10 protein-coding genes and 1 pseudogene are annotated in these 23,343 nt (G+C 39.2%); 4 read left to right on the top strand and 7 right to left on the bottom strand.

Going from position 1 to position 23,343, the window contains the following annotated elements; translation table 11 throughout:
* Positions 1-8: 8 nt before the first annotated feature.
* From Q0093_RS08875 to Q0093_RS08860, 4 genes and pseudogenes are all read left to right on the top strand, one after another.
* Complete coding sequence (locus tag Q0093_RS08875; protein WP_297929778.1) at positions 9-1,841, top strand: T9SS type A sorting domain-containing protein; 1,833 nt, start codon at positions 9-11, stop codon at positions 1,839-1,841.
* A gap of 221 nt (positions 1,842-2,062) precedes the next feature.
* A pseudogene (locus Q0093_RS08870) lies at positions 2,063-4,684 on the top strand (PA14 domain-containing protein); the annotation flags it as partial.
* 3 nt (positions 4,685-4,687) lie between these two features.
* The gene (locus Q0093_RS08865; RefSeq protein ID WP_297929795.1) at positions 4,688-5,284 is read left to right on the top strand and encodes a fibronectin type III-like domain-contianing protein; all 597 of its coding nucleotides are present in this window, start codon (positions 4,688-4,690) and stop codon (positions 5,282-5,284) included.
* 148 nt (positions 5,285-5,432) lie between these two features.
* Complete coding sequence (locus Q0093_RS08860; protein ID WP_297929777.1) at positions 5,433-9,788, top strand: FG-GAP-like repeat-containing protein; 4,356 nt, start codon at positions 5,433-5,435, stop codon at positions 9,786-9,788.
* Between the two features lie 667 nt (positions 9,789-10,455).
* On the opposite strand, the gene Q0093_RS08855 is transcribed toward Q0093_RS08860, so the two are convergent.
* The 7 genes from Q0093_RS08855 to Q0093_RS08825 all read right to left on the bottom strand — a co-directional run bounded on the left by Q0093_RS08855 (position 10,456) and on the right by Q0093_RS08825 (position 23,241).
* Entirely contained in the window at positions 10,456-12,612 is a 2,157-nt protein-coding gene (locus tag Q0093_RS08855; RefSeq protein ID WP_294178566.1) for an alpha-galactosidase, read from the bottom strand.
* A gap of 151 nt (positions 12,613-12,763) precedes the next feature.
* Positions 12,764-13,327 carry a DUF4251 domain-containing protein gene (locus tag Q0093_RS08850; protein WP_297929775.1) on the bottom strand — a complete coding sequence of 188 codons (564 nt, stop codon included), beginning with the start codon at positions 13,325-13,327 and terminating at the stop codon, positions 12,764-12,766.
* A 181-nt stretch (positions 13,328-13,508) separates the two neighbouring features.
* Positions 13,509-14,813 carry a threonine synthase gene (gene thrC, locus Q0093_RS08845; RefSeq protein ID WP_297929774.1) on the bottom strand — a complete coding sequence of 435 codons (1,305 nt, stop codon included), beginning with the start codon at positions 14,811-14,813 and terminating at the stop codon, positions 13,509-13,511.
* 4 nt (positions 14,814-14,817) lie between these two features.
* Positions 14,818-16,029 (bottom strand): cofactor-independent phosphoglycerate mutase, encoded by a 1,212-nt coding sequence (locus Q0093_RS08840; RefSeq protein WP_297929772.1) that lies wholly within the window; start codon positions 16,027-16,029, stop codon positions 14,818-14,820.
* 16 nt (positions 16,030-16,045) lie between these two features.
* On the bottom strand, positions 16,046-18,481 hold the full coding sequence (gene thrA, locus Q0093_RS08835) for a bifunctional aspartate kinase/homoserine dehydrogenase I (RefSeq protein ID WP_297929771.1): 2,436 nt from the start codon (positions 18,479-18,481) through the stop codon (positions 16,046-16,048).
* A gap of 407 nt (positions 18,482-18,888) precedes the next feature.
* The gene (locus Q0093_RS08830; protein WP_297929769.1) at positions 18,889-20,970 is read right to left on the bottom strand and encodes an HDIG domain-containing metalloprotein; all 2,082 of its coding nucleotides are present in this window, start codon (positions 20,968-20,970) and stop codon (positions 18,889-18,891) included.
* A gap of 12 nt (positions 20,971-20,982) precedes the next feature.
* Positions 20,983-23,241, bottom strand: coding sequence for a RelA/SpoT family protein (locus Q0093_RS08825; protein WP_297929767.1), 2,259 nt, complete (start codon positions 23,239-23,241; stop codon positions 20,983-20,985).
* Positions 23,242-23,343 lie beyond the last annotated feature (102 nt).

The raw sequence follows: 23,343 nt of genomic DNA, 5'->3' as shown, positions 1-23,343 counted from the left end.
TTTTTGTTATGAAAAAGAGAAATACATTTTTAGCAGGATTGCTGACTTTGATGTTTTCAGCTTCTGCAGTAGCTCAGGATTTGGTAATTCCGACCAACTCGGAAAGTGGTGTCGAGATTATGAAAGATGGGAAATTTGATCCAGTTACGATGAATATCGGGAATTGTAGTGAAAATACCCAAGTTTATTTGGGTGAAGTGGATTTCGGTGAAGATGGGAATAAATATGCTGCTGCCGGTATTGTTTTTGCGAATGGATATTATATGGATGGTTGGGCAATATTACATGCCGGTCAGGATTATGAAAGTTCACTTCCGTTTACCCAAATTACGCTTGATGAAACCGGAGGTTATCAGGCTGTTTATACATTTGCCGATTCGATGGCATATCTTAAAGGTCCAAACCATGACGGGAATTTCGAAGGAGCTCAAACGCAATATTACAAACCTGTTGGAAAACAAAAGGTATATCTTACGTTTATTGGAGGATCGGGTAATATTTGGGCTGTAAATTTTTATGAAAATCCGATACCGGCGGATCGGTTTATTCAGGAAGGAGAGCATGACTATTTGTATGGTCTTGCTTTACGTACTCCGAATATGATACCTGGTTATGAAGATGTTTCTACCCAGCTTTTGGCTACGGAGTCGGTTCCTATGGTCCCAACAGGTGAAGAAGCTGGTGCAGAATCTCCTTTTTTCGATACTAAACTCGATGGAGATTCTTGGGGATGGACGGATGACGGGTTTATTGCCGATTATGGAAACGTAGATTTCGGTAATGGCGATTATGACCAGATTGTTGCTTATGTAAAGCGGGATAAAGATGTTAATATCAACGTTTATGTAGAGATCTATTTGGATGAGATTTCTGAAGATAAACTGTTGGCTAAAATTTGGACGGGGCTACAAATGATAAATATTACCCCGCTTGCTCAAAATATCGAGTCTGTTACTGGACAGCATAAGATTATTGCAAAATGGGTAGGCGGAGGCTTTAATTTGCAGAATATCGAATTTTCAAAAGGAAACCTTTGGACGGAATCACTCAAATGTGGAATAACCGTAGTCGATGAGTTACCTTCGGCTGATGCATTTCATCATACATTTGTTGGATGTCTTGAAGGACAGGGTAATCCTTGGTTCTATGAAGTAATGGCTAAAGGGCAATATGAAACGGCAGGAAATATAGGTTTTACTAAAAACGGTACGGTTATTAATTTCTTTGATGCATCGGGTGAAGGAGTAGATTTCGGCAATGGCGAATATAAGAGTATTGTTGTAAATCATTCTTCTGAAAGTAGTTGGTTAGGTAGTATCGATGAGGCTAATTTTGCATTTTATATCGATCTTGATCCTGATTTTACTATTATGAAAGAGACCTGGGACACCGATTTGGCTTCTATTTTGGAAGGTCATGAACCGATTGCCCGCGTAAGAATACAAGGTACTGGGAGTTGGGATATCAAGAAGCATACTGCCGGAGAGATGTTGAGAGAAGTAACCGGAAAGCATCAGTTGTATATGGTTTACAATATTTTGAATAGTACTACTATGGGGGCTAATGTGTTTGATATTTATTTGGATAAGAAAGAACTTTCAGGGGTATCGCAGACTGCAGCGGACGTAGAGGGCGTTGAAGTATATGCTTCGAATGGAAAGATTATTGTAAATACTGTAGATCCGGTGAAAGTAACGGTTTATGCTTTGAGCGGAGCGGCTATGTCCGAAACCGTAGCATCTTCAGGAGCAAATACATACGATGCTGCTTCAGGTTTCTATATCGTGAAAGTAACAGATAAGAATGGTGCTGTAGGGACATATAAAGTGCTTGTAAAATAGTCTTATATTGTATTACGGTTAGTCGTTAAGTTGATTTGCCCGGGATAAATGTTTGTCGCTATTATCCCGGGCAAAATTATTCAAAGACGTTTTTATATATTTGCGAAATTTCGACGGGTTCTGAATAGAAGTTAAAAAAAATTCGTTATTTTGAAAACGAATAAAAATTTATTTTTAAGTATGGTATTGTATGTATGAATTGAATATTAAAAAGGTATAAAATGCAAAAAATAGGAAAATGTATCGGAACGATAGTGCTTTTGTTGCAAATTTCTTCCTTTACCGTAGCTCAGGTCAATTATCCTTTCAGGGATACGACATTGTCTCATCATGAAAGGATTAAAGATTTGCTTTCCCGTTTGAATGTTTCTGAAAAAATTTCTCTCTTGCGGGCAACATCTCCGGCTATTCCCCGCTTGGGAATCGATAAATATTATCATGGGAACGAAGCCTTGCACGGAGTTGTTCGTCCCGGAAAGTTTACGGTATTTCCTCAAGCTATAGGTCTTGCCAGTATGTGGAATCCTGACTTTTTGCAAGAAGTGTCGACGGCTATTTCGGATGAGGCCAGGGGACGCTGGAATGAGTTGAATCAAGGTAAAGACCAGACGGCGGGATCTAGTGACTTGTTGACGTTTTGGTCACCGACGATAAATATGGCACGAGACCCACGTTGGGGACGTACGCCGGAAACATACGGAGAAGATCCCTTTTTAACCGCTACGCTGGGAATCGCATTTGTACGGGGACTTCAGGGGAATGATCCTAAATATATTAAAGTGGTATCGACTCCGAAACATTTTGCCGCCAATAACGAAGAACATAATAGAGCGAGCGGTAATGCTGTAATATCGGAACGTGATTTGCGGGAATATTATTTCCCGGCATTTGAAAAGTGTGTTAAAGAGGGGCAGGCACAAAGTATCATGTCTGCATATAATGCAGTAAACGGAATTCCTTGTACGCTGAATAAATGGTTGTTGACCAATGTACTACGGAATGACTGGGGGTTTGACGGTTACGTCGTTTCGGATTGCAGCGCTCCCGAGTATATTGTATCGCAACATCATTATGTCGATACTTATGAGGAGGCGGCTTCATTATGTATAAAGGCCGGATTGGATCTGGAATGCGGAGATAATGTCTATATCACTCCGTTGTTGAATGCTTATAATCGAGGTATGGTAACCATGTCCGAGATCGATTCTGCGGCGTATCGTGTGTTAAGAGGTCGCATGCGGTTGGGGTTGTTCGATGATCCGAATGAAAATCCGTATAATAAAATATCTCCTTCGGTTGTGGGATGTGAAAAGCATCGTGAATTGGCATTGGAAGCTGCCCGCCAAAGTTTGGTGTTATTGAAAAATGATAAAGATATGTTGCCGATACAGACCGATAATATAAAATCGATAGCGGTAGTCGGTATAAATGCTGCGAATTGTGAATTCGGGGATTATAGCGGAACGCCTGTAAATACTCCTATCTCGGTTTTGGAAGGTATAAAAGCCCGTATAGGAGATCAGGTAGAAGTGAAATATGCTCCGTGGGTTTCTCCTGCATTGGAATATACCTTGGTCGGTAAGTCTGCTTTCCCGAACGGGTTGAAAGTTGAATATTTCGATAATGCAAATCTTTCCGGAACTCCGAATACGCGTGTTGAAGATTATCTTCTTTTTGATCCCAAAAATCGTCCGCCAGATCCTTTAGTTCCCGGAAGTCCGATGTCAATTCGTTGGACGGGGGAATTGATCGCTCCTGCTACAGGTCAATATACGTTTGCGTTTACATCAGATGACGGATGTCGCCTGTATCTTAACGGGGAAAAATTGATCGATTCTTGGAGAGTTCGTTCTGAGGAGACCGATTATATAACCGTTACGTTAGAAAAAGGAAAAACGTACGAATTAAAGGTTGAGTATTTCGATAATGGGGGAGAGGCAATTGCTAAATTGGCATGGAAAACGCCTGTTTCGAAAGCATTTGAATATAATCTGATCGGGAAATCGGCTTTCCCAGACGGTTTGACTATCGAGTATTTCAATAATATGGATTTGTCGGGAACGCCGAATATCGATATGGAAGAGTCTATTTTTTTCGATCCGAAAAATCATCCTTCCGATCCTTTAATTCCCAGAGGGAAAATGTCAATTCGTTGGACGGGAAATCTGGTTGCACCGGAAACGGGACGTCATACGTTCGCATTTACATCTGACGATGGATGCCGATTATACCTTGACGGTAAAAAATTGATTGATTCTTGGAAAATTCGTGCAGAGGAAACCGATTATGTAAGTGTTTATTTAGAAAAGGGCAAGACATATAAGCTGGTAGCCGAGTATTTCGATAATGACGGTGAGGCGATTGCAAAGTTAGCTTGGAGAACTCCGGGTACAGATTCTGAAGGTTTGCTCGATGCTTATGGGGATGCTGGGGAAATTATTCGGGGAAGCGACTTGACTATTGCGGTTTTGGGAATAGATCGTACTATAGAAAGAGAAGGTCAAGACCGGTCGACGATAGAATTACCCGAAGACCAGCAAATATTTATTGAAGAGGCCTATAAAGCAAATCCAAATACAGTAGTCGTATTAGTTGCCGGTAGTTCTTTGGCGATTAACTGGATCGACCAAAATATTCCGGCGGTATTAGATGCTTGGTATCCCGGAGAGCAGGGTGGAACGGCTGTCGCTGAAGCTTTGTTCGGAGATTATAACCCGGGAGGCCGTCTTCCCTTGACATTCTATAATAGTTTGGCAGACCTTCCGGCTTTTGATGATTATAATGTGAAGAATAATCGTACTTATATGTATTTTGAAGGAAAACCTTTATATCCGTTCGGGTATGGATTGAGTTATACCGATTTTGCGTATCGAGGGTTGGATATAACTCAAGATGAGGAAAATGTAACGGTTAAGTTCTTTGTATCGAATACGGGAGATTATGATGGTGATGAGGTTGCTCAGGTATATATTCAGTTCCCTGATCAAGGAACGATTTTGCCGTTGAAACAGTTGAAAGGGTTTAAGCGTGTACATATCGCCAAAGGACAGGAAACAGAAATAGCGGTGCGGATACCTAAAAAAGAATTGCGTTTGTGGAGCGAGAGCAATTCTGAATTTTACACGCCTGAAGGAAATTATATCTTTTTGATAGGAGCATCATCCGATGATATTCGTTTGCAACAGGTTGTTCCTATTCGATATGTCAGTGCTCTTGATGCGGAATCTCTTGAAGGAGTGCGGATTTTTTCTCGTGATCATCGTATTGTAGTGACTGCTGAAAATCCGGTAAGATTGGATATATATAACGTGGACGGGAAATTGATCCATACCGGGCAAAATATTCTTGGAAGGAGTGAAGTTTCCGTTCCGACAGGTAATTATGTTGTAAAGGTGACGGGTGAAAACGGGAAAAATATCTCTTTTAAAGTTGTTGTGTCGTAATTGAAGGCGATTAATTTGTAATAAGGCGTTTATCGTGCAGATAAATGCCTTATTTTTTCTATTTATTGACCGTTTTACGTTATTAAAATAATTCTTTATAAGGTAATTTTGGGATGATAATTTTTCTAACGGTTAAACTTTTAATATCATGAAGCAGAACTTCTCTCGAATAAGTTTATTCATTTTATTTTGTTTTTTATTGTTTTGGGGAACAGTTTCTCAGGCAGCGGAGTGGGAGATGAAAAAAGGACCTATGATGACTACGTGGTCTGAAACGATAGATCCGAATAATGTTTTGCCCGAGTACCCGAGACCACAAATGGTACGGTCGGATTGGATGAATCTGAATGGAGTGTGGGATCTCAGGAAAGGTGTAATTGACGAGGCCTATTCGGCGGATTTCGATTATGATAAAAAGATATTAGTACCGTTTCCTTTGGAATCGGCTATATCGGGAGTTATGGAGAAAAGCGACGAACAATGTTATTGGTATAGGAGAACTGTTGTAATTCCCGAATCGATGAAAGGAAAAAATATATTACTTCATTTCGGCGCTGTCGATTGGAAGACGGTTGTTTATGTAAATGGTACTCAGGTAGGGACTCATACCGGAGGTTATGATCCTTTCTATTTCGATATTACTTCTGCATTGAAGGGTAGCGGGGAACAAGAAATTGCTGTATATATTTATGATAATACGGGTATGGAAGGACAGCCGACAGGGAAACAGTCGAGAAACCCTTCTATATGCTGGTACACGGCAGTGAGTGGTATTTGGCAGACTGTATGGTTAGAGCCGGTGAATCCGGTGCATATAGCGTCATTTACAATGGAGCCTAATTTAGATAAAAAATGGCTGTCGCTTATGGTAAATCCGAGTGAACCCGACGGGGTTACTGTCAATGCGAAGATAAAAGATAAAGAAGGAAATGTCGTTTCGTCATTGGAAAATGGAAATCCTGCCGGTATTATCCGCATGACGATCGATGGAGAAGTACATCCGTGGTCGGTAGAAGATCCTTATTTATATGATCTTGAAATTTCTCTTGTAAAGAACGGAAAAGAAACAGATGCTGTGAAAAGTTATTGCGGAATCCGTAAGATCGAGGTTAAAAAAGTCGGAGATATTCCTCGTATATTTTTGAATAATAAGCAGATTTTTCAGATGGGACCGCTTGACCAAGGATGGTGGTCTGACGGATTATATACAGCACCCAGTGATGAGGCGTTATTATTCGATATTCGTACGATGAAAGACTTGGGATTCAATATGGTGCGTAAACATATCAAGACCGAGCCAGCTCGTTGGTATTATCATTGCGATAAGGAGGGAATTTTGGTTTGGCAGGACTTGCCGAGTCCGAATCTGCCCAAAGGTCATGAAGATTTTGCAAAAGCAAATTTTGAGTCGGAATCAAAATCTATCATAGATGCTTTGAAAAATCATCCCAGCATTGTTCAGTGGATCGTTTTTAATGAAGGTTGGGGACAATTCGACACGGAACGTATGACCAATATAGTCGATACTAAGGTAAATTCATTAACTCCGGCACGGTTCGGAAAGCCTACTTTGATTTGTTGTGCAAGCGGATGGACTGATGCCGAAATCGGAGACATTATCGATACGCATAGTTATCCCGATCCATCATGTCCGCACAATGCAAACCGGGCTGCGGTTTGCGGAGAATATGGCGGAATAACGTTGAAAGTGCCGGGACATATTTGGCCGGGAGGAGATTTTCAATATACTACGGTAGAGACAGGTCGGGATTTCACTGCATTTTTTTATGGCTTGTGCGATAAGATAAAAGATTATTATTATCAAGGATTGAATGCAGCGGTATATACCCAAATCTCGGATGTCGAAATTGAGAAAAATGGAATTCTGACTTACGACCGTCGTGTTTTGAAACCATACTCTCCTTATGGGGAATTGAAATCAAAAATTGAGGAGTGTGTAAATATGCCTCAAAATGAAATAATTATTAAGCCTATACTTTCTACGGCAAAAGATCATAAATATACATGGCGTTATAATACGACGACCGATGTTCCCCGCCGTTGGTTTGCTAAAGAGTTTGATGACCGAGCTTGGGCGAAAGGACAGGCAGCTTTTGGTTTCGGTGTTCCGGAGCCATCGACAAGTCTTGTTTCTACCGAATGGAAAACGAGCCAGATTTATATGCGTCGTTGGTTTTATCTTGGAGATATTACAAAAGAAATGATCGATAAACTGCGTTTTATTGTTTTTCATGATGATGATATAGATGTGTATATAAATGGAGTATGGGCAGCTTCGAGAACTGGTAGTGTATTTAATTATATACCGAAAGATATTTCGGAGGAAGCTAAAAAAGCCTTGAAGCCGAATAGTTGGAATTTGATTGCTGTCGGAGGAAAACAAGGTGGTGGTCAGCAGATTATGGATATCGGAATTTCGGCTTTTGTGACCGAAGATTTTGAATATACCGAGAATTATGATGAATTGGAAAATCCGGAATATTCGGATATTTCTGTTCCCGGAACAGTAATAATCCCGAAATTTGAAAAAATAGCACAACCTGTTCCGGCAGAACCTGCACAATCGGGAAATGGGGCAGATGTTGCAGCAGGAGAGTTTTATCACACATCGGATCGCTCGAATGTAGCTTGGGGAGATTTTGATAATGATGGAAAATTAGAACTTATATATTCGGGGTATAATGAACATCTTTCTTTATCGAAACAAGGAAATGCATTGTTATATGAGTATGCAGGAAATGATGAATTTGAACGCAAAGATAGCCCTTTTGATATTTGTTATTATGCTTGTCCGGTATGGTTCGATTATAACAATGACGGATTATTGGATCTTTTTGTTCCCGGTTTGAAAAATAAAGATTATGAAAATGACTTGAATGATGTTGCCGCTTTTTTATACGAAAATAAGGGTAAGGGAGCGGATGGAAACTTCATTTTTGAAGAGGTGAATGTTGCCGATAAATCAGGGAATCGCATGGGAATTTATCCTATATATAATGATACGGATGGAGGTCGTTCCCGCCAATGGGTTTCGGTAGGTGATTATGATAAGGACGGTTATCTGGATATTGTCGTAACCGGGAGGGATGATTATGAAGATGCAGATGGAATGTTAGCAGAAGATGGCAATGTTTTGGTACACCATGACCGTCGTGCCGTATATCTCTATAAGAATGATAAAGGTAAGCGATTTATTCGGCAGGAAACTCCGCTTAACGGGACTGATCCGTTTTTGGGATTGGCGAGAGGGTCTGTTTACTTTGCCGATATGGATAATGACGGTTGGTTAGATATCGTGTCATCGGGATACGGTCCGAATGAAGGGAATCTGCATATTTATTGGAATAATGGTGACGGAACTTTCAGTGAAACCGAACAACATTTTTACGGATCGTATGATTCTTCTTGTGCTTTGGGCGATTTGAACGCTGACGGATACATGGATATTGTCGTTACAGGTTATTCCCGAAATAAGGGAGGAGGAAGTGCAAAATCGTTCTTCGTGTATAAAAATTGCGGAAATCGTAGTTTTGAAATGTTAAATGATGCTTTCTGCGGCTTTGAAGGTGTCGATGGTGCAACACCTTCGCTGGGTGATGTCAATCATGACGGATTGCCAGATATTTTGGTCGGAGGACATGGATCAGAACATGAGATTACGACATGGTTATATTTGAATAAGGGAGATTTTTACTTTGAGTCTTACGGGGCTTATTATGATGATCCTTTCGGTAAATTAGGGGCTTTTGACAGAATCAGTCATGGGAATAATCATCTGGTAGATTATGATAATGACGGTTATTTGGATGCTTGGAATATGGGATGGGCACAAGCATCCGTATGTTCAAAGGCTTGTGCTACGCAGTTGTGGAAAAATAATTCGGGCAGTAAGAATATCGATTCTAATGCGGCTCCGTCGGCACCGAAAAATTTGAGATGTTCTTATGATAAGAATACACGCATGGTAACCTTTACATGGGATGCTGCCACAGATGACGTGACTCCGGCATCGGCATTACAATATAATTTGTATTTGAGAAAGGCCGGTTCATCGGAATATTTTATGACAGTTCCAGCTGATCCAGCTACCGGATTTATTAAAGTGGCAGAGATTTCGGGTCAGATAATGACGACCTCTTATTCTATGTATGTCCCTGATGAAAATGTCGATTATGAGTGGGGGGTACAGGCTATTGACAATGGAAAAAGAGGCGGAAAGTTCGCCAAGTCGGATTTTAATCCTACAACGACCGGTTTAAAAAAAAAAGAGGTTTCAGACGTTAATGTCTATATCTCAGACGGAAACGTCTGCTATAATGTAGGAGAAAAGAATGCTATTCTGAAAGTTACCGATGCAACGGCCTCTCTTATTTCTGTTGTTTCGGTAAGTGGAAAAGGTGTTCTTGAAAATTTGAACAAAGGAATTTACTTTATTTCTGTAATAGCGGATAAAGCTATTAAGGTGTTTAAAATAATTTTGTGATGTAAATGTGTTTTTCAGGTTTTCTAATAGGTAAAAATTAGGATTGGTTGTAGTGTGTGTGGAGGCTGTCGTTTGGCAGCCTCTATTTTTTATTATAATTATTAGTCTGTTCGGTGTATCTTTTTCAGAAGAGAAAAAAGTATATATATGCTAAAGTGTAATTGAGATAGTATCGTGGACTTCTTCCATGAGCGATTATTGTCAGGACGAAAACGTGTTTTGTAATATGTTGAAAAATATTATGCTTTATTTTTGAGGCTCTTCTTTGAACCTGAATTTTGCTCGGGTCAGATTTGATAGTTCCTTTCGAGGATACTTTATTGTTTTTACAGGGATGAATAGCGGGCTATCGAGAAAATGGGAAACCGGACAGGAAGAAATCGCAAAAACGATCTGATAATATCTTTTTATCGGAAAATACAGACGGATAAGGTGTGTAAAATGTTTTGTAAAAATAAAAAAACTTGGGATATGCGTGTTGCATATTTGAGAAAGAGAAACTAATATCTCAAACATTTGTTTTTTTAATCGTTTGCATTCTGTCTATTTTATAAAAACAGTTAACTCCTATTGGATACAAAAAAGCTACCTCGAAACGGAAAATGAGGTAGCTTTTTTCTTTTTATGGAAGTTTTTTATTTGATTGAGTATAATTCTTTTAAGTTAGTTATTCAGCAGAGACTTCGATTACACGACTATTAAGTTGCTGTGTCGTAAATAAATTTAATCCGACAGTCATTAAGAAATCTCCGGATAAAAGTTTCCCGTTGTCCGGTAAGGAAGAATTCGTTCCCGGCATCAGATTGATTTCTTTTACACGGTACATTTTATTCGGATCTAATCCTTGCAGGCGTACGGGCAATGTTTTTTCGGCATAGCGGGGATGTATATCGAATGCAAAGATTACGGCGTTATTGTTATCTTTGCTGGCATACATGGTCGAGGTATGATTCCCGTCGTAAGGAGATACCAAGCGATACATGTCTCCATCTAAAATAACGGGTTTTAATCGATTATAGTTCTTTACTGCCGATTGGCAATAGGATTTTTCGTTTTCGTTCATATCCGTTAATTTTATGTCGAAGCCGAGTTTACACATCATAGCGACATCTGTCCGGAATTTTATGCTGCTATTTTTATTCCATGTAGTAACGTGTGCACACATGACTTTGGATGGAAAAATTTGAGAGAATCCCCATTGGATAAATAGCCTTTCTATCGGGTCGGTATTGTCACTTGCCCAAAATTCCGTAAAATATTGTAAGGCTTCGTAATCCGAGCGTCCTCCTCCTCCGGAACAGAGCATCATCGGCAGATCGGGATATTTGTTTTTTATTCGATCCAGTACGTTATAGAGTCCCCGAACATAATCGATATATAAATGAGATTGCTTATCTTTAAGATAAATTGAATAAATGTTGGTAATCGGGCTGTTGCAATCCCATTTGAAGAAAGCAATATCCGGGTATTTGGTCATTAAATTGTCGACTACATTAAAAACATGATCTTGTACTTTCGGATTGCTTAAATCCAATACTAACTGATTACGGAAATAATATTCATCCCGGTTAGGTAAATGGATGACCCAGTCTTTATGTTTTTCATACAATTCGCTTTTGGGATTCACCATTTCCGGCTCGATCCATAAACCGAATTTAATGCCTTTTTTCTTTGCTGTTTCTGTCAAGTATCCGATACCGTTAGGAAGTTTATTTGATGTTTCTTTCCAGTCTCCCAGTCCTTGATGATCGCTGCTACGCGGATATTTGTTCGCAAACCAACCATCGTCGAGCAAAAACATATCTACGCCCAATTCTACGGCATCATCCATTAATTCTACGAGTTTTTCTTCATTGAAATCGAAATATGTAGCTTCCCAATTGTTCAATAAAGTCATGCGGCTTTTATTCCCGTCTTTTACTTGATACTTACGAGCCCAGTCGTGAAAGTTCCGGCTGGCTTGACCTTTACCTGAAAAACTATAGGTGAAATAAAAATCCGGAGTACGGAAAACTTCGTTCGGTTTCAAGCTATATTCTGATGCGTACGGATTGATTCCCGATATGACACGTAATTCATTTTTATTATCTATTTCGAATGTAAAGCGAAAATTTCCGGTCCATCCTAATGTTCCGACTAGTATTTCTCCTTGGTTTTCTTCTGCTTTTCCGTCTAAAGAGAGTTGGAAGAAAGGTGAACAAAACATGTTGGAACGAGACCCTAATTTAGAATCGAGTATTTTTTTTCCGAATTCCAGAGGTTGTTCTTTCATGTGTACTTCACTTGCCCAATCTCCTGAAAATTCAGTCAGGAAATATCGATTCCGATTCAAGTGTAGCATTGAAGATGCATATTTGTGTAGCTCTACCGGTTTCTTTTCTTGATGACTGATCTCTGTGAATGTTTTGATCAGGTTCTCTTTTTGATAGGTTATATAGTGTAGTTTTACCGTGACGGGATATTTATCGTCTTGCAAGGTAATAATTGTTTCATTTACACCCGGTGAAAGTTGTTTTTCGGTGTGGGATATATATTTTAATAGTAAGGACGGATTTCCGTCATTGTGAACTATATGAATTGCCGGCTCGAAGTAGTCTTCCATGCCGTGTGTAAGATAAGCTTCTGTGCCTTGTGGCAAATAGGCAATATCGGACGTATGGAGCAACTTCTTTCCCAAATAACTTTGGTAAAGGCGATTGTTCTCTCCGACTTTGTAAATTAAGTCTATGTCGTCCGTACTGATTTTAATTACTTGTTTGCTTTCGGCTTTTACCATACATGATATGCATAGAAAGCATATCAAAAAAATTACTTTCTCTTTCATCGTATTTTTTAGGAGGTTAAAGTTTATATCATCACAAAAATACTGAAAGAATAGCGTACACTAAGGTGTAAATGTGTCATAAAATAAGAAATTTGGAGCGTATTTCTCATTTTAATTGTTCTGGAAGGAAATTGTTCCGAAGTTTTTACGATTATAAAGTCGTTCCTTTATAAATATAAGCTTTGTTCAAAGGGGATATACTTCCACTCAAATTTAATTGTTTGCTGTTGAAGTTCGGAGAAATGATCGCTGTCGCAGAATTGTTTGTCGGATGTAAAGTCAGTTCGACTCTGGCTGAGATACCTGTTCCGTTCGCATAAAATTCATAACGGGTGAAACCCTTTTTGTCCGTTCTCATTTTAACGGTCGAGATGTGTCCCTCTACGGTAATTCCTCCTAAACCGTTATATCCTATATATGGAGTGTCGAAAGCTATTTGTACAACTACCCGGTTTTTATTTAAGGAAATAAAATTGGTTACGGAACTTACAGAAGTGCTGATTCCGTTATTAAAAATGATTTGGTGGGTATTGAAAACAAAAGAACTGTCTTTTAATGCTGCAAGAGCTTGTGCATGATATTTCATGTCAGTGGAATCAGGAACGTTGTGTTTCGAGATTTTCTTTTGAGATATTTTTTCACTCGAATGCAATTGGGATACCATTCCGATTCCTATTAGAAAGCAAACTATGATTATTATAGTATTATTTTTCATATCGATAGAATTGACGGTTTTTATTAAAAGAACAGGTTTTTATATATGAATGTTTGCTATCCAATAGTTTATTTTATATAGATAATGATTAGAGAGAAAGGTTTAATGACATGATGGAAAAGATAAATAAACAGGTTATCAACAATTTGAAAATAGTATGTTGATAACCTGTTTATTTAAATTATTTTGTATTGAGTAACAATCGTTTAAATGGTATAAATGAGGCGGGTATTTCGATACTTTTTTTCTTCCCGTGCATGAATTTTAAAAGGGTATCCGGGATATTAACAGGGGTGTTGATAACATCTTCTACTGTTTCCAGAAATTTAGCAGGATGTGCCGTTTCCAAGAAAATACCGGTTTCTCCATTTTCTAACTTTTCTGTTAAAGCACGATAGCCGCAAGTTCCATGAGGATCGAGTAAATAATTATATTTTTTATATACTTCACCAAGTGTTTCGCGTATTTGATCATCTGTATAGCTGACTCCGCTTATTTCCTTACGGATAGCTTCATGAGAGTTTTCGTATAGATCCAGTATTCTGGCGAAGTTACTGGGATTACCGACATCCATAGCATTAGCTATGGTCGGTATAGAAGGGCGAGGTTCATATTTACCGGTGTTGAGATATTGCAAAAATATATCGTTTCGGTTATTTGCTGCGATAAACCGCTTAACCGGAAGACCCATTTTTTTTGCAAATAGTCCGGCTGTTATGTTTCCGAAGTTTCCGCTGGGGACACAAAAGACTACATCTTTGTTTTTCCCCATACGGGCTAATTGAGCATAAGCGTAAAAATAATAAAAAGATTGTGGCAAGAAACGGGCAACATTGATAGAATTGGCCGATGTCAATAGCATGGCTTTATTCAGTTCCTTGTCTATAAATGCCGCTTTTACGAGGGCTTGACAATCATCGAAAGTTCCATCGACTTCTAAAGCCGTGATATTCTGTCCGAGTGTCGTAAACTGTTTTTCTTGTATTTCACTAACTTTTCCTTTGGGATACAAGACAAATACTCGTATGCCGGGTACTCCTAAGAATCCGTTTGCTACGGCGCTACCCGTATCTCCGGATGTTGCGACTAAAACATTTACTTCTTTTTCTCCTTTCTTGCGAATGAAATGACCTAATAGGCGTGCCATAAAGCGTCCTCCGACATCTTTAAATGCCAATGTCGGCCCATGAAATAATTCTAAACTGTATATATTGTCATGAACAGGAACAAGAGGAGTGTCGAAACTCAGTGTATCATAAACGATTTCTTTCAATATATCGGCTTCGACATCTTCTCCGAAAAAAGCTTCTGCTACGATAAATGACATTTCTTGAAATGTCATCTCTCCGATATTATGATAAAAAGCATCAGGCAACCTTTTTATAGTTTCTGGCATAAAAAGACCTTTGTCGGAGGCGAGTCCTTTGATTACCGCTTCCTCTAAAGTAACTTTAGAGGCCTGTTTGTTTGTACTGTAATAATACATTTGATCAATCTTTTTTGAATAATTCTTTAATAAATTCATCTTGACTCAGTAGCCCGTAATATCCTTTTTCGACACTGAATTCATCGTAAGTCTGTACATTGTCGGGTTCTTTTCCCGGTTTATAGATTATAAAAGGAACTGGGGCTGCGGTGTGGGTGCGAATGCGACATGGGGTAGGATGGTCTGGCAATAGAGCGATAGTCAAGGGTTCATCCATTTCTTGAGAAACTTCTACCAGTCGCTTTAAAACCCGATGATCTAAGAATTCTACGGTCTTTTTCTTTAGTAAGGCGTTTCCCTCATGGCCGGCTTCGTCACTGGCTTCGATATGCAGATATACAAAATCATTGTCTTTCAGAGCTTCTATGGCAGCTTCGGTTTTTCCCTCATAGTTTGTATCATATAATCCGGTAGCCCCTTCTACGTCAATAGATTTTAATCCGGCGTAAATACCTATGCCTTTGATCAGATCAACTGCTGAAATAACCACTCCATTGCGTAAGCCGTATTGTTGTGTTATAGGTTTCATCTGTGGTTTGTAACCCGGTGACCACGGCCATATACTATTAGCCATATCTTTACCTTCGGCTTTTCTTTTCAAATTTACCGGATGATTGCATAATAGTTTCTGGGATTTGACGATAAGTTCGTTCAGCCGGTCTGCTGTTTTCTGAGCTTCCGGGACAAGAGCTTTTATCATTACTTCGTTTGCCGGAGTTCCGGGAACATCATGCGGGGGTGTACATTTTAATCGTTTGTCTCCGCCTTTTAATTTAAGAAGATGTCGGTACGAAACTCCCGGAAAGAAATTCACATCATTTCCTCCCAGTTCTTTTTGTAAGTAATCGATCAATTCGGCTGCCTCTTCATTGGAAATATGTCCGGCCGAATGATTTTTTATAATTCCGTTTTCTATACAGATCAGGTTACAGCGCATAGCCATCTCTCCCGGTTCGATGTCTACTCCCATACTGGCTGCCTCTAAAGAACCTCTTCCTTCAAAGACTTTATATAAGTCATATCCGAGAACCGACATGTTTGCGATTTCACTTCCCGGTTCGAATCCTTCGGGGACAGTATTTAAGCGGCCGCATCTTCCATGTGAGGCGAGCCAGTCCATAATAGGAGTGTCGGCAGCCTGAAGAGGAGTTTTATTTCCCAATTCAGCGATTGGCTCATCTGCCATTCCATCACCTAATACAATTATATACTTCATAATGACATTTATTTTACTAACGAATATTTGCGATGCTGATGATATCGGCGAATACGCCGGCTGCCGTTACCATAGCTCCTGCTCCATATCCTTTGATAACCATCGGATATTCTTTGTAGCGATCTGTCGTGATTAATATTACATTATTGCTTCCTTCTAATTGATAAAAGGGGTGTTTGCTATCGACTTCCTGTAATCCGACTTCGACTTTACCTCCATCTAAAGTTGCGACAAAACGGTATCTCTTATTTTCTGCTACCAGCTTTTTACGTCGTTCTTCAAATTCTTTGTCAAGCTTGGGAATCTGTTTCCAAAATTCTTCCAGAGAACCTTGAAAATATTCTTCGGGGATGAACAGTTTTTTTACAACATCGCTTTGTTCTACCCGATATCCTGCTTCTCTTGCCAAAATGACAAGCTTTCGTACCACATCCTGTCCGTTTAAGTCGAGTCGGGGATCAGGTTCACTGTAACCTGATTCCTGAGCCAAACGAATCGCTTTACTTAGGGGAATATCTTCGCTTAAAACATTGAAGATAAAATTTAATGTTCCGGAAACGACTGCTTCGATTTTCAGAATTTTATCCCCACTATTGATCAGGTTATTGATTGTGTTGATAATCGGCAATCCTGCTCCGACATTTGTTTCGAACAAAAACTTGACATCCCGTTTTCGTGCTATTCTTTTCAGTTCGGCATAGTTGTCATAAGCTGATGAAGCCGCAATTTTGTTAGCGGCGACGACAGAAACGTTATGATTAAGAAGGTCTTTATAAATTCCAGCGATTTCATTGCTTGCGGTACAATCGACAAAAACCGAGTTGAATATATTCATCTGAATGATACCATCTCGTATAGCTGCCGGACTGGCCGGCAGTGGAGATGCCTTGAGTTCTTCTTCATAGTGGTCGAGAGAAATCCCTTCCCGGCGGAACAGACATTTTTTTGAATTTGCCAATCCTACGATATTCAATCGGAGCGATTTGTCTTTGAGTAGGTTAGGTTGTTGTTTGCGTATTTGTTCTAACAAGTCTTTTCCTACTAATCCTATACCAGTAATAAATACGTTGAGAACCTGTACATTAGACAAGAAAAACGAGTCATGAATTACGTTGAGAGCTTTTCTCAAACTGTTTAATTCTATTACGAAAGAGATATTTGTTTCCGAAGCACCTTGCGCACATGCAATAACATTGATACCGTTGCGTCCTAAAGTATTGAAAAGTTTTCCGGCAATACCCGGAGTGTGTTTCATATTTTCACCTACGATGGCTACTGTAGCCAGATCTTTCTCTGCACTGATTTCACTGATCTCGCCCATTTCGATTTCTTGGGAAAATTCTTCTGTAAGAACTTTTACCGCCAAATCTGCATCTGCATTCTTTACTGCGAAAGAAGTGTTATTCTCAGAGGATGCCTGAGATACGAGGAATACGCTTACTCCCGATTTGGCAAGGGCCTTGAATATACGGTAATTTATACCAATAACACCTACCATTCCAAGTCCGGTAACGGTAATTAAGCAAGTATCGTTGATCGACGATATTCCTTTAATTGCCTTTCCTTCGCCTGATGCAGAATCTTGAGTTATTAATGTTCCCTGAGCTTCCGGGTTGAAAGTGTTTTTAATAACGATAGGTATATTTTTATGGTAAACCGGATAAATGGTCGGGGGATAAATTACTTTTGCCCCGAAATTACATAATTCCATCGCTTCGATAAACGATAGGTGTTCTATAACATAAGTGTTGCTGATGACTCGAGGGTCGGCGGTCATGAACCCGTCGACATCTGTCCATATTTCCAGACGCGATGCTCCCAATGCCGCTGCGAGGATCGCCGCAGTGTAATCCGAACCGCCTCTGCCGAGGTTGGTCACATCATTATTTTTTTTATCAGAAGAGATAAACCCCGGAACTAAGGCGACTTTCGGTAGTTCTTTGAATGTTTTCCTAACCAGTTCGTTTGTTAGATCGAAATCAACTATATTTTTGTTGAACTGGACTTCTGTTTTAATAAATTCTCGTGAATCATAATGTACGGCATCGTTAATCACTCGGCTGACAATCACGGATGATATCCGTTCCCCATAACTGACTATGGTATTTTGGGTTTTAGTAGATAGGTCTTTGATAAGTGATACCCCTCGAAATATATTGCCAAGCTCGTCTAATAATTCGTTTACAATTTGCAGCACTTCTTTTTTACGCTCTTCCGGAACGATTCCGTCGATAACATTATGATGCCTGCAGATAATTTCTTTAAAATGAGTCAGATATTCTGTGTCTCCAGTTCCTGCTAAACGAGCGGTTTCTATTAGTTTATCGGTAATACCTCCTAAAGCGGACACTACTACTATCGCCGGTTCATCACAGGCTTCTACTATTTTCTTTACGTTTTTGATGCTTTCTACGGAACCTACGGATGTTCCTCCGAATTTTAATACTTTCATCAGTTGTAAATATATCTTTTTTATTTTTTGTCCGGCACAATATTTCTTTCCCGGTTTTATACAGGTAAGCGATATCGATTAAAGGGACAAGAACAAATTTATAAATTTATTTTCAGTGGAATCGGTTCATATATCTGTATTTATGAACCCAAAGGATGGATATGACAACTTGAACCCCCTAAGGGGTGGTTGTTGTAATAGTAGTATATATAAAATAATATTGCAGGAACTGTTTCATTATCTCTCTGCTTCAATTTATTTTGACAGTGCAATATTACACAAATTTTCTTTATCTACCTACATATTTTTTATTTTTATTCTATCAAGATAGAAATTTGATATGGAATATGTTTTTGAAATTACAAGTTATTATTTTTACTTCGATCTCTTGGCGAATTGCGATATTGTTATTTAGCTTGATCCGGCTGTCGATGTGGATCTTCTTTTAATTCGGGATAGCTGATGCGTGTATGATACATTGTTTTCAGCTTTTCGATGAATACGTTTTTTATAGTTTCTACATCTCTGAAACTTAAAGGGGTATTTTTGAAAAGGCCGTCAGCTGTCTGGCTGTCTATAATATTGTTTACCAATTTTGAAATAGACTCTTCTGTGTATTCTTTCAAACTGCGGGAAGCCGCTTCGACTGCATCTGCCATCATCAATATTCCTGTTTCTTTGGTAAAAGGATTCGGTCCGGGATAGGTAAACGAGTCTTCGTTGATTTTGAAGTCCGGAAATTCGTTTTTATATGAATTATAAAAATATTTGGCTTTACTTTTTCCGTGATGTGTACTGATAAAGTCTTTGATCGCTTGAGGGAGCATCAATTTATCAGCCATCTTGAGTCCATCTTTTACGTGTTGTATGATAATTTGAGCGCTTTGTTCGTATGAAAGATTTTGATGAGGATTTACTCCAGATTGGTTTTCTGTAAAAAATGCCGGATTTGCGAGTTTCCCTATATCATGATATAGAGCTCCGGTTCTTACCAATTGAGCATTTGCTCCTATTTTGTTCGCTGCTTCGGCCGCTAAGTTTGAAATCTGCATGGAATGTTGGAATGTTCCGGGACAAATTTCAGAAAGTTGCCTGAGTACCGGAGAATTAATGTCGGACAGTTCTACTAAAGTAACGTTAGAAATGAAACCGAATGTCTTTTCGAGCAAATAAATCAGAAGATATGCAAATAACAACAATACGCCATTTATACCGAAATAAAGGAACATGTTCGGATTGAGCTTGCTCCAATCTCCTTCGGTAAGTAATGTATAACCTACATAACTTACACAGTAAGCTATGAATACGAGTATAGCACAACGCACCAGTTGAGATCTTTTTACTAATTCGCTGAGACTGTCTATTGCTGTCATACCCACTATGATTTGCAAGAATATGAATTCTAATGGAAACGGTGCGGCAAATGCGCATAACAGGACAGTGACCAGATGCGCATATAAAGCCGTTCGCGAATCGAGGAATGTAACGACAGTGAGCGGTAACATGGCGAAAGGAACGAGATATATACCTTGTAATCTGGTTTGTGTCATCATGTATGCTGCCAATGTTACACATACGATCATCAGCATCAGGAATCCCAAACTTCTTATATCTTTAAAAATCCGGGAACGGAAAAGAGCTAAAAATAGATAAAAGAAAGTAAACAGACAGGTAATAACGATCGCTTGTCCGATCAGAGTCGTTTCTCTCCTGTCCATGTTGATTTTTTTCTTGAGGGTTACTGTTTCCAATGATTTTAAAATCAGATAGGTATGAGGAGAGACGATCTCGCCCCGGTCAATAATTCTTTCACCGGCTTGTACGATACCGGAGGATGCCGATATCCGTTGTAAAAGTTCATATCTTATTTTTTTTGTCGTAGTACTGTCGAAAACCATGTTCTCGACTAAGTAGGTATTGAGATTGCAGGTGCGTAAAAGGTCTTTGCTTGCCTCATCCGGAAGGCTATTTATAATCTGCTCGTAAGCGGTACGAGGTGAGCGTAACTGACTGACCTGATATTCACGGGCAATATTGTTATTGAGTATGCGGATATTTTCGATGTGTTCTTTTTGCAGTTTGTCATATTCTCCGGATGAGATGATTCCCTGTTTGTATATATTGTCTAAAGCGGTTAGCGTATAGTTATAAAGATGGTGAGGTAATCGGTCTTTCAAGTCATTTTTGTACGCTTGTTGAAATTTTGCTATTTGCTGTTTCCCGATCGATGCGTTTTCGACATAGAAAGGTTGAAATTGGTGTAGAATGCTGTCTTGTTCTTTTTTTATCTGTTCTTGACTTTTGTAAATAGGAAAGTCGAAAGATGCGGTTAGCAGCCCGTATTTCCATGGTTTTCCTTCTTGAAAATGATATCGGAATTTTTCTTCGCGAGGGAAGAAATATATTGTCAGAAAAAGCGCTGCAACAAAGAACAAGATTTGAAATATAAGCGTTTTACCCAAAAATGATTTTACAGTTTCCCGTTTCATATTCTACAATGATTATATGTTTTTAACTCGAACGGCCGACTTGACTTCTTTGATTTTTTTTATATTGTTACATAGTTTCTCTATATCTTGCACGTCATGTACCATGATGCCTAATTTCCCGGTAAACAGTCCGTCGTTACTTTCGATAGACAAGTTTCGGATATTGATTGCCAGATCTTCCGAAATAATTTTAGTAATATGATTAAGAACCCCGACTCCGTCGATTCCTTTAATTTCGATTGTTGCGGGGAAAGATTCATCAATGCGTTCGTCCCATTGTGTAGAAACAAGTCGCGGACCGAAACTGCTTTTTAGCTTCATGGCGATAGGGCAGGAACGTTTGTGTACGATAACCGTTTCGTCTTCATTGACATACCCCAATACGTCGTCTCCGGGAATAGGACAGCAACAAGGGGCGATGGTATAGTTCTTTTCTTTTCCGTTGTCTCGTAAAATATAAGTTGCTTTCCGGTCTATTTTTTTGTCTGGAGTTGCAATCGATTCTGGTTTTACGGAAACGGGTGCAGATTTATTATTCCCCCCGAACGGCATTTTCAAATATTTCATGAATACGTTTTGACTCTTGTTTTTAAAGAGTTTCTTAACCGATTCGTCTAAGATGATATTGTTGCTTCCGAGTTGATAAAACAATTCTTCTTTTTTGTCTATACCGAAGTGGTTCAATATTTTATCGATTATACTTAAGTCGTTTTTGGCTAACCCGTTTTCTTCAAGAAAATTATTGAAAATGTTTTCTCCTTTAGATGCGATTTGTTTTTTGTCTTTTCGTAAAGCTGCTTGTAATCGAGTTTTTGCTTTTGCCGTAGTAATGAAATGTATCCACTCTTCTTTTGGAGTTTGAGTTTTGGACGTCAATATTTCTACCTGATCTCCGCTTTGGAGTTTTTGGGATAGGGGTACTAATTTATGATTGACCTTTGCCGCAATACAATGGTAACCCATATCAGAGTGCAATGTAAATGCAAAATCGAGAGCTGTGGCATCTTTAGGAAGAGTTTTTAATTCCCCCTTGGGGGTGAATACGAAAATTTCCGACGCAAACAAGTTTAGTTTTATCGTGTCCAAAAAATCGAGAGCGTTCGGTTCTGGGTTTTCAAGAATCTCTTTAATCGTTTTTAGCCAGATATCCAGTTCCGATTCTTCATCTGTATTTCCTACCTTATATTTCCAATGTGCAGCGAATCCTCTTTCTGCTATTTCGTCCATTTTTCGGCTTCGTATCTGTACTTCTGTCCAATTTCCGTCAGGACCCATGACTGTGACGTGCAATGCCCGATAGCCATTTGCTTTGGGACGACTTACCCAGTCGCGAATACGTTCCGGATGTACTTTGTAAATATCGGTTATGATGGAATATATGTTCCAACACTCTTTTTTTTCGTCCTCTTCCCGTTCCGGATCGAAAATAATACGTACGGCAAAGAGATCATATACCTCTTCGAATGGGATATTCTTGGTTTGCATTTTATTCCAGATAGAATAGACCGATTTTACACGAGCTTTCATCTCGAATTTTACACCCATTTCGTGCAATTTTTCTGTAATAGGAGCTGAAAAATCTTCGTAAGCAGCTTGGCGTTTTATTTCGCTGTCTGCGATTTTCTGGCTGATCTCTTTATATGCGTCCGGATGTTCATATTTAAAACTGAGATCTTCCAGTTCTGTTTTGATTGCAAATAACCCTAACCGATGTGCGAGCGGTGCGTAAATATAGAGTGTTTCTCCGGCAATTTTATATTGTTTACTGGGTGCCATAGATCCTAATGTCCGCATATTGTGCAAACGGTCTGCCATTTTTATCAAAATGACTCGGATGTCTTCGGACATTGTTAATAACAATTTTCTGAAATTCTCGGCTTGGGCAGAGGCTTGATCGCCGAAAATCCCTCCGGAAATCTTTGTCAGTCCTGCTACGATCATGGCTATTTTTTTCCCGAACAAATTTTCTATATCCTCTACCGTGTATTCTGTGTCTTCTACGACATCGTGAAGGAGGGCCGAACAAATGGAGGTAGAGCCTAATCCTATTTCCTGACATACAATACGTGCTACGGCAATCGGATGCAGGATGTATGGTTCGCCTGAACGTCTTCGAATACCTTGATGAGCATCTTTGGCAAATCGAAACGCCCGTTCGATAATATCCACCTTTTTCCGGTGGTTAGAATGCAGATAGTCTGTCAATAATGCCTGAAATTCCTGCTCTATTAAGTTGTCTTCCTGTATTTCTATATTACTGGACTCGCCCATATTTTTCTAACTCTTTTATCATTAGTGGCAAACTTAAAAAAAATAATCCATATTATTTCTTCTTTGACACAAAATGTCTCTTGTTCATTCGGATATATAAGA

Source organism: uncultured Coprobacter sp., assembly GCF_947855755.1.
Classification (GTDB): Bacteria; Bacteroidota; Bacteroidia; order Bacteroidales; family Coprobacteraceae; genus Coprobacter.
This window is presented reverse-complemented; position numbering and strand designations above follow the sequence as displayed.